Origin of the sequence: Micromonospora sp. NPDC005806 (assembly GCF_042871425.1) — a bacterium.
GTDB lineage: Bacteria > Actinomycetota > Actinomycetes > Mycobacteriales > Micromonosporaceae > Micromonospora.
Genome location: NZ_JBIAIL010000005.1, coordinates 112,985 through 128,733, shown reverse-complemented (window position 1 = coordinate 128,733; position 15,749 = coordinate 112,985). Strand labels below are relative to the sequence as shown.

The 15,749-nt window shown below is 70.8% G+C and carries 11 protein-coding genes and 2 pseudogenes; 6 read left to right on the top strand and 7 right to left on the bottom strand.

Going from position 1 to position 15,749, the window contains the following annotated elements; all coding sequences use genetic code 11:
- Window positions 1-26 precede the first annotated feature (26 nt).
- Both ACFYOS_RS08460 and murJ read right to left on the bottom strand, forming a co-directional pair.
- Window positions 27-1,637: a protein kinase family protein gene (locus ACFYOS_RS08460; RefSeq protein WP_387137031.1), complete on the bottom strand. Its 1,611-nt coding sequence runs from the start codon at window positions 1,635-1,637 to the stop codon at window positions 27-29.
- Between the two features lie 424 nt (window positions 1,638-2,061).
- The gene (murJ, locus tag ACFYOS_RS08455) at window positions 2,062-3,807 is read right to left on the bottom strand and encodes a murein biosynthesis integral membrane protein MurJ (RefSeq protein ID WP_387137028.1); all 1,746 of its coding nucleotides are present in this window, start codon (window positions 3,805-3,807) and stop codon (window positions 2,062-2,064) included.
- A 129-nt stretch (window positions 3,808-3,936) separates the two neighbouring features.
- Between murJ and ACFYOS_RS08450 the strand changes: the two genes are divergently transcribed.
- Window positions 3,937-5,397: a CCA tRNA nucleotidyltransferase gene (locus ACFYOS_RS08450; RefSeq protein ID WP_387137026.1), complete on the top strand. Its 1,461-nt coding sequence runs from the start codon at window positions 3,937-3,939 to the stop codon at window positions 5,395-5,397.
- A 47-nt stretch (window positions 5,398-5,444) separates the two neighbouring features.
- Here ACFYOS_RS08450 and ACFYOS_RS08445 read toward each other — a convergent pair whose 3' ends face one another.
- The 3 genes and pseudogenes from ACFYOS_RS08445 to ACFYOS_RS08435 all read right to left on the bottom strand — a co-directional run.
- Window positions 5,445-6,941 carry a flotillin family protein gene (locus tag ACFYOS_RS08445; protein WP_387137023.1) on the bottom strand — a complete coding sequence of 499 codons (1,497 nt, stop codon included), beginning with the start codon at window positions 6,939-6,941 and terminating at the stop codon, window positions 5,445-5,447.
- A 26-nt stretch (window positions 6,942-6,967) separates the two neighbouring features.
- Entirely contained in the window at window positions 6,968-7,513 is a 546-nt protein-coding gene (locus tag ACFYOS_RS08440; RefSeq protein WP_387137020.1) for a hypothetical protein, read from the bottom strand.
- Between the two features lie 26 nt (window positions 7,514-7,539).
- Window positions 7,540-8,001: pseudogene (locus ACFYOS_RS08435) on the bottom strand (TolB family protein); the annotation flags it as partial.
- Between the two features lie 2 nt (window positions 8,002-8,003).
- On the opposite strand from ACFYOS_RS08435, the gene ACFYOS_RS08430 reads away from it, so the two are divergent.
- Both ACFYOS_RS08430 and ACFYOS_RS08425 read left to right on the top strand, forming a co-directional pair.
- Window positions 8,004-8,135, top strand: a complete 132-nt coding sequence (locus tag ACFYOS_RS08430; protein ID WP_387137017.1) for a hypothetical protein — start codon at window positions 8,004-8,006, stop codon at window positions 8,133-8,135.
- Between the two features lie 47 nt (window positions 8,136-8,182).
- A pseudogene (locus ACFYOS_RS08425) lies at window positions 8,183-8,659 on the top strand (methylated-DNA--[protein]-cysteine S-methyltransferase); the annotation flags it as partial.
- 68 nt (window positions 8,660-8,727) lie between these two features.
- Here ACFYOS_RS08425 and ACFYOS_RS08420 read toward each other — a convergent pair.
- Both ACFYOS_RS08420 and ACFYOS_RS08415 read right to left on the bottom strand, forming a co-directional pair.
- Window positions 8,728-9,807: an inositol-3-phosphate synthase gene (locus tag ACFYOS_RS08420; protein ID WP_387137335.1), complete on the bottom strand. Its 1,080-nt coding sequence runs from the start codon at window positions 9,805-9,807 to the stop codon at window positions 8,728-8,730.
- A gap of 23 nt (window positions 9,808-9,830) precedes the next feature.
- On the bottom strand, window positions 9,831-10,469 hold the full coding sequence (locus ACFYOS_RS08415; protein ID WP_387137014.1) for a PadR family transcriptional regulator: 639 nt from the start codon (window positions 10,467-10,469) through the stop codon (window positions 9,831-9,833).
- A 173-nt stretch (window positions 10,470-10,642) separates the two neighbouring features.
- Between ACFYOS_RS08415 and ACFYOS_RS08410 the strand changes: the two genes are divergently transcribed.
- The 3 genes from ACFYOS_RS08410 (at window position 10,643) to ACFYOS_RS08400 (ending at window position 15,692) form a co-directional block, all read left to right on the top strand.
- The gene (locus ACFYOS_RS08410; protein WP_387137011.1) at window positions 10,643-11,107 is read left to right on the top strand and encodes a DUF5318 domain-containing protein; all 465 of its coding nucleotides are present in this window, start codon (window positions 10,643-10,645) and stop codon (window positions 11,105-11,107) included.
- 194 nt (window positions 11,108-11,301) lie between these two features.
- A complete protein-coding gene (locus ACFYOS_RS08405) occupies window positions 11,302-14,031 on the top strand; it encodes a transglycosylase domain-containing protein (RefSeq protein ID WP_387137008.1) in 2,730 nt (909 codons plus the stop codon).
- A 119-nt stretch (window positions 14,032-14,150) separates the two neighbouring features.
- A complete protein-coding gene (locus ACFYOS_RS08400; RefSeq protein ID WP_387137005.1) occupies window positions 14,151-15,692 on the top strand; it encodes a glycosyltransferase family 87 protein in 1,542 nt (513 codons plus the stop codon).
- Window positions 15,693-15,749: the final 57 nt, after the last annotated feature.

Below are 15,749 nucleotides of genomic sequence, written 5' to 3'. Positions count from 1 at the left end.
GTGGTGCGTCGGCCGCGGCGGACGGCTCACGAGCCCTGGACCGTGATCTCCTGGACCCCCACCTTGAAGCCGCTGCCGCCGTCCTTCTGCGGCAGCTCGGTGATCCAGAAGAGCAGGTACTGGTACTTCTTCTCCGGGTCGAACCCGTCGAAGGTCATCTTGACGCCGTCGTGCTCCTCGATCGGCTGCCCGATCGCGGTCTTGTAGGCCGAGACGAGCTGCTTGTCGCCGGACGAGGTGGACGGGAAGTCCGCGCTACCGGCGAGGAGCTTGGCCGACGCGCCGGGGCTGGAGAGCACGGCCTGCAGCGACTTGACGGTGTGCGGGGCGCCCAGGTCGATCCAGACCCCCATGCCGGCCTTGAGGTTGCCGAAGTTCGCCCGGGTGTAGGTGTCGGTCTCCCAGCCCTCGTCGAGGTTGCCGTCGATCACCTTCTCGGCGTCGCTCAGCTCGTTGCGGGTCTTGCTGTCCGGGTCGATGATCCGGACGTCCTCCACGTGCAGCTGCCGGACCGCCGGGGCGGCCGGGGTCGCGTCGCCGGACGAGGGGGCGCTGCTGGAGGGGCGGGCCACCGGCTCCTGCTTCGGGTTCTTGTCGTCGCCCAGGGCGCTGATCCCGATCAGCAGCCCGACCAGGGCCACCGCCAGCAGGCCGGCGATGCCCAGGGCGACCTTGCGGCCGCCGGTGGAGGCCAGCGGCGACGGCTCGTCCCCGGGGTCGACGGTGAAGCGCAGCGGGCCGGCCTGCTCCAGGAAGTGCTCGTCGGCGGGGATATCCAGCCGGCTCAGCTCCGCCGCGAGCACGTCCGACGACGGCGGGGCGATCTCCGGGTCGAGCAGGTCCATGGTGAGGTCGTCCAGGTACGCCGGCACCCCGGCGCGCACCTGGCGGGGCGCGGCGATCGTGCCGCTGGCGTCCCGGACCGCGTCCGGGAGGGCGGCCCGACCGTGGCCGGCGGTGGCGCCGTGCAGCGGGGCCTCGCCGTGCGGCCAGTGGCCGGTCAGCGCGAAGTAGAGCACCCCGCCGACCGCCCGGACGTCGTTCTCCTGGCTGTCCGCGCCGTCGGTACGCGCGTCGGCCAGCACCACCCGGCCGTCGTCGCTGATCATCGCCGTGCCCGGGTGGATGTTGCCGTGCACCATGCCGGTGGCGTGCACGGCGGCGAGGGCGCTGGCGACGGCGTTGCCGATGGCGGTCGCCCGGGCCGGGTCCAGCGGCCCGTCGGCCGCGACCAACTCGCGCAGCGACTGGCCGTCCACCCACTCGCGGACCACGTACGCCCGGTCGGCCTCGTCGATCGCGTCGTAGACGCCGACCAGGTTCGGGTGGATCACCCGGCTGGCCGCCACGGCGGCCTGGAGCATCTCGGTGGCGGAGTCGCCACCCGGGTAGCGAAGGACCACTGCGACGGGACGGCGCAGCACGACGTCGACCCCGCGCCAGACCAGCCGGCCCGCACTGTCGTTGTTGATGTGCTCGACCAGTTCGTACCGCTCGGCAAGGATCTCACCGGCCGTGGGAGCACCGAAGGTCATGATCGGAGGTGAAGTCTCCTCCGCCTCCTGACCCTCGCCGACCTGGGTCACCCGTCCTCCCTTGGTGATCGTGTCGATCGATGGACCCGTGCTGCTGGGCATGTGGCTTCCCGCTCTGCCTTCGAAGGAACCGGTAGACCGGTGTCGACGCCCGCGTCGACACCTGCCGTACCCGTCGAGAGCGACCTTACCCGGGATGCCCGGTTCTCCGACATGTCATCTTCCCGCCGTAGCCGACGGGACGCCAGTGACCACGGCGACCGACCCGGTCTCGATCGGGTCCTGCCTCGTCACTGACGACACGCTCCAGCCAATCTAGAGGTTGCCGGCAAGTTGTCGGCGCAGGGCCTGCCGGTGTGGCGGCCGTTCGTCGCACCGGCGGATTCCCCCGGTCCGACCAGCCGCCCTCATCCTTACGGCTGGTTGTCCACAGGCCGAGAGGCCCATTGGGCGGCGGAAGCGACAGTTATCCACAGCCGTATCCCCAGGCTGGTGATCCTCGTTCACCGTCAGTCATCAGGGCGGGTCAGCGACCCAGGCGACGCCGGACCATCCCGACCACCTCGGTGATCTCACCGATCCGCAGCACCATGGCCAGCCCGAGGTACGTCGCGCCGATCACCGCGCCGCCGATCACGAGCTGGACCGCCGCCGCCGTCCAGCTCAGGTGTGCCGGGTCGCCGGGGAGCAGGTTGACCACGAGCAGGCCGACCAGGGCCGCGCCCAGCGCGGCGACGACCACCCGGCCCATGGTGCGCATGATCCCGCCCAGCCCGATCCGGCCCACCCGGGGCCGCAGCAGCATCGCCGAGATCACCGCCGCCGCCAGGTACGAGATGGCGTTGCCGAGCATCATGCCGGCTGCGGCGAAGGTGGCCGAGAAGGCGAGGAAGAGGCCGACCTGGAGCAGCACCCGCAGCACCACCACCGGGATGTTGACCAGGGCCGGGGTCCGGGTGTCCGGCAGCGCGTAGAAGGCGAAGGTGAAGAGCTGGCTGATCGCGAACGGGACCAGGCCGACCGCCGCCACCAGCAGCACGGTCGAGGTGGCCACCGCGTTCTCGCCGGTGAAGGCGCCGTACCGGAAGATCACGACCGAGATCGGGCCGGCCAGCACCGCGTAGCAGACCGCGACCGGGGCGAGGACGGCGGTGACCATCCGGGTGCCCCGCGACAGGTCGGCGGTGACGTCCCGGACCCGGCCCTCGGCGGCGGCGGCGCTCATCCGGGGCATCAGCGCGGTGATGATCGAGACGGCGATGATGCCGTGCGCCATCATCAGCAGCAGGAAGACGTTGTTGTAGATCAGCAGGCCGGCGTTCGCGTTCTTTCCGCTGGCCGCCCGGGTGAGCAGGTTGACCACCACGAAGAGGCCGAGCTGGTTGACCCCGACGTAGCAGAACATCCAGCCGCCGAGCCGGGCCAGCTCGCGCAGGCCCAGTTCGCGGAAGTCGAAGCGCCACTTCCACCGGAAGCCGACCTTGCGCAGCGCCGGCAGCAGGCCGGCGGCCTGCACCGCCACGCCGAGCAGGGTGCCGCCGCCGACCAGCAGGATCCGACCGGCGGTCATCTGGTCCGGCCGCAGCGCCTTGGCCCCGTAGGCGCCGATGTAGAGGCCGAGGACGCCGACGACCACCAGGTTGTTGAGGATCGGCGCCCACATCGGGGCGGCGAAGTGCCCCCGGGTGTTCAGCACCGCCGCGATCAGCGCGCTCACGCCGGTGAAGAAGAGCATCGGCAGCATCAGGTAGGACAGGTCGTTGACCAGTCCGGTGTACGCGGCGTCCTTGCCGCTGGCGTAGATCGCGGTGATGACCGGGGCGAGGATCACCGCGATCAGGGCGGCGGCGGCCAGGGCGAGCACGGCCAGGCTGAGCAGCCGCTGGGCGTACGCCTCGCCCCGGTCCGGGTCGGTCTTGCGGCGGCGGACCAGCACCGGGATCAGCACGCTGGTGAGCACCCCACCGAGCAGGAACTCGTACACCTGGTTCGGCAGGAACTGGGCGGTGGTGTACGCGTTGCCGACCGCGTTGCCGAGGGCGGCGCCGATCATCAGGTTGCGGACGAAGCCCGTACCCCGGCTGACCAGGCTGCCGATCGCCATCACCGCGCTGTTCGCGGCGGCGCTGGTCTCCGCCACCACCTCCTGCGGCGGCGCGGTGGCCTCCACGCCCGGCTGGTTCAGCGGTTCCGCGGAGATGAAGGTCGCCTCGTCGTCCGGCGGCTGGCCGCCGCCGTGCGCGTTGGCGCTGCGGTACAACCCGCCGCTCATCTCCAGCCTCCAAGGGGTACGTCGGAGCCGGATGTCCGGGCCCGCACACCCGAGACCTTAGTCAACCTCGACCGGATACCCGCGCCCGGCGCAGTTCTTCCCGCCCCGGCCCGATAGGCTGGCGATCCCATGTCCGAAGCCTCCGCATCCCACGCCGCCGACCGCCGCGAGCTGACCGCCGCGCAGCGTAACGCCGTCGCCGAACTGCTCCGCGTCTCGCCGGTCGCCGACGAGCTCGGCCGGCGCTTCGCCAAGGCCGGTCACGAACTACACCTGGTGGGTGGCTCCGTCCGGGACGCGCTGCTCGGCCGCCTCGGGCACGATCTCGACTTCTGCACCGACGCCCACCCCGACCAGACGCTGGCGGTCATCCGGGGCTGGGCCGAGTCGATCTGGGAGACCGGGCGGGAGTTCGGCACCATCGCCTGCCAGCGCGAGGGGCTCAGCCTGGAGATCACCACCTTCCGCGCCGAGGCGTACGACCAGGTCAGCCGGAACCCGATCGTCGAGTACGGCACCAGCCTGGTCGACGACCTGAAGCGCCGGGACTTCACCGTCAACGCGATGGCGGTCAGCGTCCCCGAGCACCGGTTCACCGACCCGTACGGCGGCCTTGCCGACCTGGCCGCCAAGGTCATCCGTACCCCCGGCACCCCCGAGGAGTCGTTCCGGGACGACCCGCTGCGGATGCTGCGCGCGGCCCGGTTCGCCTCCCAACTCCGCTTCACGGTCCACCCCGAGGTCCGCGAGGCGATGTCCCGGATGGCCCCCGACCTCGACCGGATCACCGCCGAGCGGATCCGGGACGAGTTCACCAAGCTGCTCTGCGGCGCCGACCCGATCACCGGGCTACGGCTGCTGGTCGACACCGGGCTGGCCGATCACTTCGTCCCGGAGCTGACCGGACTGAAGCTGGAGATCGACGAGCACGCCCAGCACAAGGACGTCTACGAGCACACCCTGACCGTGGTCAGCAACGCCATCTCGATGGAGGAGGACGGCTGCGACTTCGTGCTGCGGATGGCCGCGCTGATGCACGACGTCGGCAAGCCGGCCACCAAGGCCGTCGGTCCGGACGGCCGGGTCAGCTTCCACCACCACGAGATCGTGGGCGCCCGGCTGACCAAGGCCCGGATGAAGGCGCTGCGCTACCCCAAGGACGTCACCGCGCAGGTGGTCAAGCTGGTCGGCCTGCACCTGCGCTTCTACGGGTACGGCCGGGGCGAGTGGACCGACTCGGCCGTGCGCCGGTACGTCACCGACGCCGGCGACCTGCTGCCCCGCCTGCACAAGCTCACCCGGTCGGACTGCACCACCCGCAACCGGCGCAAGGCGGCCCAGCTCGCGGCCGACTACGACGCGCTGGAGGACCGGATCTCCCGGATCGCCGCCGCGGAGGACCTGGCGCGGGTCCGCCCCGACCTGGACGGCAACGCGATCATGGAGCTGCTCGGCGTACCGCCGGGGCCGATCGTGGGGAAGGCCTGGCAGCACCTCAAGGAGCTGCGGCTGGAGCGCGGCCCGCTCGACCGCGACGAGGCCGAGGCGGAGCTGCTGCGCTGGGCCCGGGAACAGGGCGTCATCGAGTAACGAAACAGGGCCCCCGGCCGACGCCGGAGGCCCTGCTTTGTACCGCGTCAGGCGTCGACGGCCGGCTTGCTGCTGCCATTGCTGGCCGCGCCGCCGAGCTTGGCGAGCAGGCCGGCCAGGTCGATGCCGGTGAGGTCGCTGCCGAGCTGGAGGCCCTGGGCCACGTTCCCGGCCACCGACTTGGTCAGCGAGGACGCGCCGTCGGTGGAGATGACGGTCATCTTGTCGATGGCGCCGATCGGGGCGCTGGCCGCCTCGACCACCTGCGGCAGCACCTTCACCAGCAGGTCCAGCACCGCGGCCTCGCCGTACGCGGCGAACGCGTCGGCCTTGCGGGCCATCGCCTCGGCCTCGGCCTGGCCCTTGGCCAGGATGGCGGCCGCCTCGGCCTGGCCCTCGCGCTCGATCGCCTCGGCGATCGCGGTACGCCGGCGCTGCTCGGCCTCACCCTCCTTGGCGCCCTCGATCGCGTTCGCCTCGGCCAGCGCGGCCCGGCGGGCCCGCTCGCCCTCACCGGTGAGCCGGGACTGCTCGGCGGCGGCCTGCGCGGCGGCGATGGTGGCCTGCCGCTGCGCGTCCGCGGTGAGCACCGCCGCGTTGCGGGCCGCCTCGGCCTCCTGCTCGACCTTGTACCGGGCCGCGTCGGCCGGCTTGCGCACCTCGGTGTCGAGCTGACGCTGCTTCAGCTCGGCGTTCCGCTCGGCCACCTTCTGCTGCTCGGAGAGGATCGCCTGGTCCCGCTCCGCCTGGGCGAGCGGGCCGGCCGCCGCCGACTTCGCCTTGGCCGCGTCGATCTCGGCCTGGATGGCGGCCTGCTTGAGCGCCAGGTTCCGGTTCGCCTCGGCGATGGCCTCCTCGGCGAGCAGCCGCTCCTGCTCGGCCTGCTGCCGGGCCCGCGCCTCGGCGATGGCGGCGTCCTTGAGCACCCGGGCCGCCTCCGGCCGACCCAGGTCCTGCAGGTACGAACCTTCGGCCAGGATGTCCTGGAGCTGGAAGGTGTCCAGCACCAGGCCCTGGTTGGTCATCGAGTGCTCGGCTTCCTCGGCGACCGCGCTGGCGAACGCCGCCCGGTCCCGGATGATCTCCTCCACGGTGAGCCGGCCGACGATCGAGCGGAGGGCACCGGCGAGCACCTCCCGGGTGAAATTGTCGATCTCGTCCTGCTGGTGCAGGAATCGCTGGGCGGAGGCGCGGATCGCGTCCTCGGTGCCACCGACCTTGACGATCGCCACGCCGTGCAGGTCGGTACGGATCCCCTGCTTGCTCACCGCGCCCTTGATGCCGACGTCGATCCGGCGGCTGGACAGGTCGAGGGACTGGAGCTTCTGCACCACGGGGAGGACGAAGACCGAGGCGCCGAGCACGACCTTCTGCCCGGACATGTCGGTGGAGCGGCCACCGTCCGCGGTCTGGGTGGTGCGGCCCTTGCGGCCGGTGACGATGAACGCCTCGTTCGGGCCGGCCACCTTGATCCGGGAGAGCACGAAGAGGACGAGGAGGACGGCGAGGAGGACCGCGCCGCCGATGGCGACGAGCAGGGGCATGGGAGTTCCCGTCTGTGCGAAGGGGATCAGTAGGTCTCGACGTGCACGCTGGTCTCGCTGAGCGCTTCGACCACGAAGATCCGGGTGCCGACCGGCAACGGCTGGTCGGCGCGGGCGTTGAGCTTGACCGGTTGGCCGGCGAGGCGTACCCGGACCTCGCCGTAGCCACCGGCCGGGACCGGGGTGACCACCAGGCCGGTCGCGCCGACCAGGTGGTGGCGGGTGGGCGTGGCGTCGGTGCGCATGTTCCTGGCCGCGCGGCTGAGCCGGGCCGCCAGCCACGCGGTAGGCACGGCGGCGAGCGCGCCGCCGGCCGCCGCCGCCGCGATCATCCCGGGGGTACCGCCACCGAGCAGTTCGTTGACGATGGCGGCGCCGAAGCCGAACGCCCCGGTGAACCCGGCGACCGCCTCCAGCGACACCGGACCGTCGACGTCCGGATGGCCGATGTGGAGCAGCCCGCCGCCGACCAGGGCGAGGGCCAGCACCCCGACCCCCGCCCCGCCGATGATCAGAAAGATGAGCGTCCCCGTGGCCACGACCTGCACGGTATCGATGCCACGCAACTTCACGGGCCGGCCGAACGGTCAGCGGGGAGCGACGCTGTCTCCACCAGCAGCGGCTCCTGCTGCCCCTGGACCACCACGAGCTTCCCGTCCGGCGACCAGGCCCACGGGCCGGCCGGGTCGCCCGGGATCGGTAGGAACCGGGTCGGCTGGCCGTTGTCGGCGGAGAAGAGCTGGACACCGCGCCGCCCGTGCCGGACCGATTCGGACCGCGGGGCGTTCGGGTCGGTCTGCTGGAGCACGACCTCCCGCCCGTCCCGGCTCCAGGTGAAGAAGCAGTAGTCGGTACAGAAGTACCGGGTGTTGTCCACCGGAAACGTCTGGAAACCGCCGGCGGCCGTCAGCACCCCGATCGCGGTCGAGCCGGTCTCCTTGTCGTTGACCGTGAGCACCAGGCGGGAGCCGTCCGGGGACCACTGCGGCCACATGATGTGCGCACCCGTCTCGATCCACTTGACCCTGCCGGTGTGTAGGTCGAGTCGCGGGACCGATCCTGATGCCGCTGGGCTTCTTCCTCTCGGTCCCGCGGCCCACCGACACCCGGCCCAACAAGCTGATCTGGCTTACCGTGGCGGGCGGGGTGAGCCTGCGCCTCGGCGCAGTCCTTCTCGGCATCGCACTGCTGTGACCGGCCCGCGGTGGTGGCCGTCGCCTGGCGGGGGAAGAATCGACCCCATGCGCTGGACCGTGCTCGACTCGCCGATCGGGGAATTCTCCGTCGCCACCGACGGCGGGGCCGTCCGCGCGGCGCACTTCGGCCGGGTGGCGTCGGCGACCGAGGAGCCCGGCGACGGCATGGCCGGACGGGCGTTGGCGGAGCTGCGTGCGTACTTCGCGGGGGAGCTGACCGAGTTCACCGTTCCGGTGGCGGTGCTGCGCGGGTCGGAGTTCGAACGCGCGGTGTGGCGGGAGATGACCCGCATCCCTTACGGCGAGACACTCACCTACGGTGAGGTGGCGAAGGCGGTGGGTGATCCGGGAGCGGCCCGGGCGGTCGGGGTGGCCTGCAACCGGAACCCGGTCCCGGTGATCGTGCCCTGCCACCGGATCGTCGGGGCGGGCGGCAAGCTGGTCGGGTGGGGGGGGGGCGGGCCGGCATTGGTCCCCGGGGTGGCGCTGGGGGCCGGGGGGGGGGCCCCGCGCGCGGGGTCCTGCCGACCCCCTCACCGGGGAGGGCGGGGTCCGCGCGGACCCGGCCTTCCCTGTGTTCGATCAGCGCGTCAGCGCTCGACCTCGCCCTTGATGAACGCCTCGACGGCGGCGTGCGCGTCGTGGTCGGCGTACTGCTTCGGCGGGGACTTCATGAAGTACGAGGAGGCGGAGAGGATCGGGCCACCGATCTTCCGGTCCAGCGCGATCTTCGCGGCCCGGACGGCGTCGATGATGACACCGGCCGAGTTCGGCGAGTCCCACACCTCGAGCTTGAGCTCCGCGTTGAGCGGGGTGTCACCGAAGGAGCGGCCCTCCAGGCGGATGTACGCCCACTTGCGGTCGTCGAGCCACGGCACGTGGTCGGACGGGCCGATGTGCACGTCGCTCTTCTGCATCTCGTGCGGGATCTGGGAGGTCACCGACTGGGTCTTCGAGATCTTCTTCGAGACCAGGCGGTTGCGCTCCAGCATGTTCATGAAGTCCATGTTGCCGCCGAAGTTGAGCTGGTACGTGCGCAGCAGCTCGACCCCGCGGTCCTCGAAGAGCTTCGCCAGGGCGCGGTGCACGATGGTGGCACCGACCTGGCTCTTGATGTCGTCACCGACGATCGGCAGACCCGCGTCCTCGAACTTCTTCGCCCACTCGGGGTCGGAGGCGATGAACACTGGCAGGGCGTTCACGAACGCGCAGCCCGCGTCGATCGCGGCCTGGGCGTAGAACTTGTCGGCCTGCTCGGAGCCCACCGGCAGGTAGGAGACGACCACGTCGACCTGCGCGTCGCGCAGCGCCTGGGCCACGTCGGCCGGCTCGACGTCCGACTCCTCGATGATCTCGCGGTAGTACTGGCCGAGACCGTCGAAGGTCGGGCCGCGCTGCACGGTGACGCCGGTCGGCGGCACGTCGCAGAGCTTGATGGTGTTGTTTTCGCTGGCCACGATGGCCTCGGCGAGGTCCATGCCCACCTTCTTGGCGTCCACGTCGAACGCCGCGACGAACTTCACGTCCGAGACGTGGTAGTCGCCGAAGGTGACGTGCATGAGACCCGGGACGCGGTCGTTCGGGTCGGCGTTCCGGTAGTACTCCACGCCCTGCACGAGGGACGAGGCGCAGTTACCCACACCGACGATGGCGACGCGGACGGAGCCCATAACGTCTGCCTCCTTCTTCTTCATCACGGCCGCTCTTTCCTGGACTCTCCAGGCGGGGGCGGGCTGTCGGTTTCTCGTCGGCCGCCGGCCGTCCCGGGTTCCGGGACCGTCGGGGCTCGGCCGGAGCGCTCGTTGGCGATGAGCTCCTCCAGCCAGCGGACCTCGCGCTCACAGGCGTCGAGCCCGTGGCGTTGCAGTTCCAGGGTGTACGCGTCGAGCCGCTCGGCTGCCCGGCCGAGCACGTCACGAAGGCCTTCGCGGCGTTCCTCGATCTTCCGACGGCGACCTTCCAGGATCCGGAGCCGGGTGGCCTGGTCGGTCCGGGCGAAGAACGCGAAGTGCACGCCGAAGCCCGTGTCGTCGTACGTCTCGGGCCCAGCCTGCGCTATGAGCTGGGCGAAGCGTTCCTTGCCCTCCGCGGTAATGGTGTAGACCACCCGACCTCGTCGGCTGGTCAGGGCGGGAACCTCCTCGGCGGTCGCGGGTGTCTCGGCGGCTTCGGTGATCCATCCCGCCGCCTGCAGCCGGCGCAGGGTCGGATAGAGCGAGCCGTAGCTGATCGCCGCCCGGATGGCGCCGAGCTTGGCGGCCAACTCCTTGCGCAGCTCGTAGCCGTGCATCGGAGCCTCCTGCAGGAGGCCGAGGATGGCGAGCTCGAGCATGACCACCCCTTCTTACCCCCGACGCGGAGCGGTAACCGCCGCGATGTATCGGTCCGATACATCGCACGTTAGCGGAGTCCCATGATCAGGGCAAACCCCCGGTTTCGAAAAGGTGTCATCACGCATCGTGACGGTGGTCGCCTCGTCCCGCCGGACCGCGTACCCTTTGCCGCATGCGTACGCAGCGCCAGGTCGTCGACTACTCGCTCCAGAAGCGAGCGGTGCTGCGTGAGCTCCTCGCCGGGCGGATCGGCACGTACGACGTCTGCGACGCCTCGCCGTACCTGAAGAACGCCGCTCGCTTCCACGGCGAGCCCACCGAGGACCGCTGCCCGATCTGTCGCAGCGAGAATCTGATCCACGTCCACTACATTTACGGGGACGAACTCAAGCAGTCCGCCGGCCAGGCGCGTACCAGGGCCGAGTTGCCCGTCCTGGCGATGACGCTGCGTGAGTTCCAGGTCTTCGTGGTGGAGGTGTGCCCCGGGTGTGCCTGGAACCATCTCATCGAGCAGTTCCTGCTCGGCCGGGACGGGCTGGCCGGCGGCGCGGAGGACGGGTCGGAGCAGGAGACGGTGCGCGGCTCGGCCGCGCCGGCAGGTTCGACCCCTCGTCGAAGGCGAGAGGCGCAACGGTGAAGTTGGCTGTCCCGGTCGACCCCCGTCCCACCGGCGGGCGGCACATCCGACAGCTTCCACGTCTGATTGGTCCGATTAGGTCGGATTCGACGACTGCGCCCCGGCACGCCCAGGGTGTAGCGTCTCGTGTTCCATCTCACGGCAACCCGGTGGCGGCGCGACCGCGCCCCACCGCGACCGGCAGGGTGTGAGGAATGAACTACGGCGATCCCAGTTCTTCGCGTGGGCGGGCCCAGATCCCGGGCCCGAACGGCGACCCCGGTTCCGGAAGGAGCCCGCGCGGGAACGGTTGGTCATCCGGGTCGGAGAACGCTGCCTCGGCCCGCGCGTCCGCGACGCCGCAGGGCGGGTCCGGCGGGCGCGCCTCCGTCGGCGGCTCGGCCCCGGCGCCGCGCGGCGCCGCAGGCTCCGCGTCGGTCGGTCGGGCCGGTGCCGGCCGCGCCTCGGTCCCGGTCTCCCCGGCGGGTCCCGCCGGGCGCGCGTCGGTCGGTGCGGCCAGCGTGGGTACGGCCGGGCGGGCGAGCGTCGGCTCGGCGGCCGTCGGTGGCCGGGCCACGGCGGCCCGCGCCGGTGTCCCCGGCATGGCGGGCGGCGGTCCGGGTGGCCCCGGCGGCCCGTACGGCCCTCGGCGGGGTGGTCGCGGCGGTCGCGGTGACGACCCGAACGCGGCGGCCCGGGCGCGGAAGCGCCGCCAGATCAACATGCTGATCGCCGGCTTCGCCGTCTTCATCATGCTCGCCGGCATCGGCGTGGTCGGCTTCACCTGGTACTCGACCAAGGTCGTCCTCCCCGAGGACACCATCCCGCCGCTGTCCACGACGATCTACGCCAAGGACGGCAAGACCGCGATCGCCAAGGTCGGCGACCAGAACCGCCAGCTGATCACCATCAAGGACATCCCGCAGTACGTGCAGGACGCGGTCGCCGCGGCGGAGGATCGGAACTTCTACCGGCACTCCGGTGTGGACTACAAGGGCATCGCCCGCGCTGCCTGGAACAACTTCACCGGCGGCGACAAGCAGGGTGCCTCGACCATCACCCAGCAGTACGCGCGCAACGCGTTCGACAACCTCAACCAGGACACGTACGGCCGCAAGGTGAAGGAGGCGATCCTCGCCTCCAAGCTGAACGACAAGTACGACAAGCCGACGATCATGCAGCACTACCTGAACGTCATCTACTTCGGGCGGGGCGCGTACGGCATCGAGGCGGCGGCGCAGACGTACTTCGGCAAGACCACCAGCAAGCTGACCGTGGCGGAGGCCGCGGTGCTCGCCGCGCTGATCAAGCAGCCCGAGCCGAGCGCCACGCACAAGGGCTACGACCCGGCGATCAACCCGGAGGCCGCCCTGGAGCGGTGGAACTACGTCATCAGGGGCATGATCACCGAGGGCTGGCTCGACGCACCCGGCAAGCAGCCACACCCCACCGAGTACCCCAAGACGATCAAGAAGCCCTCGAAGAACAACGGGGCGGACTTCGGCGTCAACACGCCGTACGGCAACGTGATCAACTATGTCTCGCAGGAAATGCGCGAGATGAACCTGTGCACCGACGACGAGGCCGCGGCCACCCCGAACCGGCCGCTCTGCTCGCAGGCGCTGAGCCGGGGCGGCTACCGGATCACCACCACCATCGACACCAAGATGCAGAAGGCGGCGCTCGAGGCGGCCCAGCGGGCCACCAAGGGCTCCGAACTCTACGGCCAGCCGAAGAACCTGATGGCCGCCGTGGTGTCGATCGACCCGGAGACCGGTGCGGTGCGCGCGTACTACGGCGGTGACAACGGCACCGGCACCGACTACGCCGGCAAGAACATGGACAACGGGGTGCTCAGCGGCGGCCACTCCCCGGGTTCGAGCTTCAAGATCTACACCCTCGCCGCAGCCCTCAAGGCGGGCATCTCCATCAAGTCGCGATGGAAGGGCTCGGCGTTCACCCCGGAGGGGATGAAGTTCAAGGTCAGCAACGCCGGCGCCGACAAGGTCTCCTGCGGCGACTCCTGCACCCTTGAAGTCTCGACGCTGAAGTCGCTGAACGTGCCGTTCTACTACATCACCGAGCAGATCGGCCCGGACAAGGTGGTCGACATGGCCAAGCAGGCCGGCGTCACCACGATGTGGCGGACCGACACCAACCCGGCCAGGGCGTACGACCTGACCAAGGCCGACCCGAAGGACCTGGCCCCGGCGCCCTTCTTCCACGTGGTCGGCTACGGCCAGTACCCGATCACCGTGCTGGACCACGCCAACGGCGTCGCCACCTTCGCCAACCGTGGTGTCTACAACAAGGCGCACTTTGTGAAGCTGGTGGAGAAGCAGAACATCACCACCGGCAAGTGGGAGAAGGTCGGCGGCGAGAAGCTCAAGCCGCAGAAGCGCATCGATCCGCAAATCGTCGCCGACGTCAGCTCCGTGCTGGAGCAGTACCCGACGAAGTCGTCGCACCGCCCGCTCGACGATGGCCGCAAGGTGGCCGAGAAGACCGGCACCTGGGAGCTGGGCGACGGCAGCAACCACAACGGCGACGCCTGGATGATCGGGTACACGCCGCAGCTCGCCACCGCCGTCTGGGTCGGCAACCTGGGCAAACGTCTGGCGATCAAGAACAAGGACGGCCAGGACATCATGGGCGCCCGGATGCCGGGTGCCATCTTCCAGCGCTACATGAACGACGCGCTCAAGGGCATGGACAAGGCAGACTTCCCGCCCGCCGCGCACGTCGGCGACGACAACGCCGGCAACGGCGAGGCCCCGCCCCCGCCGCCCGAGCAGCCCGGCTGCGACCCGCTCGGCCTGTTCTGCCCGGGTGGCGGCAACAACGGCCGCGGCAACCCCGGGCCGATCTTCCCGCCACCGCCGGGCGGCGGCGGCAACGGCGGCGGGGGCGTCATGCCCACCACAGAACCACGGCGAACGTACTGACGGCAGCGCCACCCGACGGCGGCCGGGCCACTGGCTCGGCCGCCGTCGGCGTCTCCGGCTACCGGAAATCTGCCGTCTGGACGGGACGCGGGCCCCGACGTACGGCAGGATGCCTCTCCATGAGCACCCAGTCGACGGCCGGTTTCGACGACGCCCGGACCACCGACCACCCGTCCCGCTCGGACGGCTTTGTCCGCGGGGCTTCCGGGCTGATCGGCGGCCCGCTGGGCGACCACGCGGTGGCCCTGGACCGGCCGGCGGGTCGGGAGCGCCAGTTCTGGACGGCCGCGCGGATCGTGCTGGCCCTGGCCTGCCTGACGCTCGCCCTGCACTGGGTGCAGAAGTCGCCCTGCCAGGACGGCGCCTGGCAGAACAACTCGCAGTACACGCGGATGTGCTACACCGACGTGCTGGCGCTCTACTACGCCGAGGGGCTCAACGAGGGCAAGGTGCCCTACGCCGACCACCCGGTGGAGTATCCGGTGCTCACCGGCTATTTCATGGGGGCGATCGGACTGCCGGTGCACGCCCTCGGCGTGGACGACCCGAGCATCAACCAGGGTCAGTGGTTCTACAACCTCAACGCGCTGGTGCTCAGCGCCCTCGCCGTCGTCACCGTCGCCGTCCTCCTCAACCTGCGGCGCCGACGACCCTGGGACGCGGCGATGTTCGCGCTCGCCCCCGCCCTACTGCTCACCGCCACCGTAAACTGGGACCTGCTCTCCGTCGGGCTGACCGCCCTCGGACTGCTGGCCTGGGCACGCTCGAGACCCAACCTGGTCGGTGCCCTGCTGGCCGCCCTGGCCGGGGTGCTGATTGGGCTCGGTGGCGCGGCGAAGCTGTGGCCGTTGTTCATCCTCGGGCCGATCCTGGTGCTCGCGGTCCGCGCCGGCCGGGTCTGGGCCGTGCTCCTGTCGCTCCTGTCCCTCATCACGGCCGCAGCGACGGTGGTGGTGGTGAATCTGCCGGTGGCGATTCTCTATCCGAAGAGCTGGGGACGGTTCTTCGAGTTGAACACCACCCGCCCCATCGACTGGGGCACGCTCTGGTACATCGGCCGGTACCTGGACGGCAAGATCAGCCCGTCGGCCCCCGGTGACCTCGGGCCCTTCGAATGGCTGAACGCCCACATCTCCACCCTGAACTGGGTGTCGTACCTCCTCTTCGGGCTGGCCTGCCTCGGGGTGGCCGCGCTGGCGTTGTTCGCCCCGCGCCGCCCCCGGCTCGCGCAGCTCGCCTTCCTGGTGGTCGCCGCCTTCCTGATCTTCAGCAAGGTCTGGTCCCAGCAGTTCGTGCTCTGGCTGCTCCCGCTCGCCGTGCTCGCCCGGCCCCGGTGGGGAGCGTTCCTGGCCTGGCAGTTCGCCGAGGTGTGCTACTTCGCCGCCTTCTACGGCGAGCTGCTCGGTGCGGCCACCAGCCGGCCGGTGTTCCCCGAGGGCGTCTTCGTGCTCGCCGCCAGCCTCCGCTTGATCACCGTCGCGGTGCTCTGCGGCTTCGTGATCCGGGACATCCTCCGCCCCGAGCACGACGCCGTCCGCGCGATCTATGCCGACGACCCGGACGGCGGCGTCCTCGACGGCACCGAGGATGCCGCCTGGTACCGCCGCTGGCGCCATCGCACCACGAGCAGCGGCCACTCACCTGAACCGGTCACCGCCTGACCCCGCAAGGGAGGACCCAGCTAATCCGAGCCGACCTGGAGTCCAGCACCTTCGGGG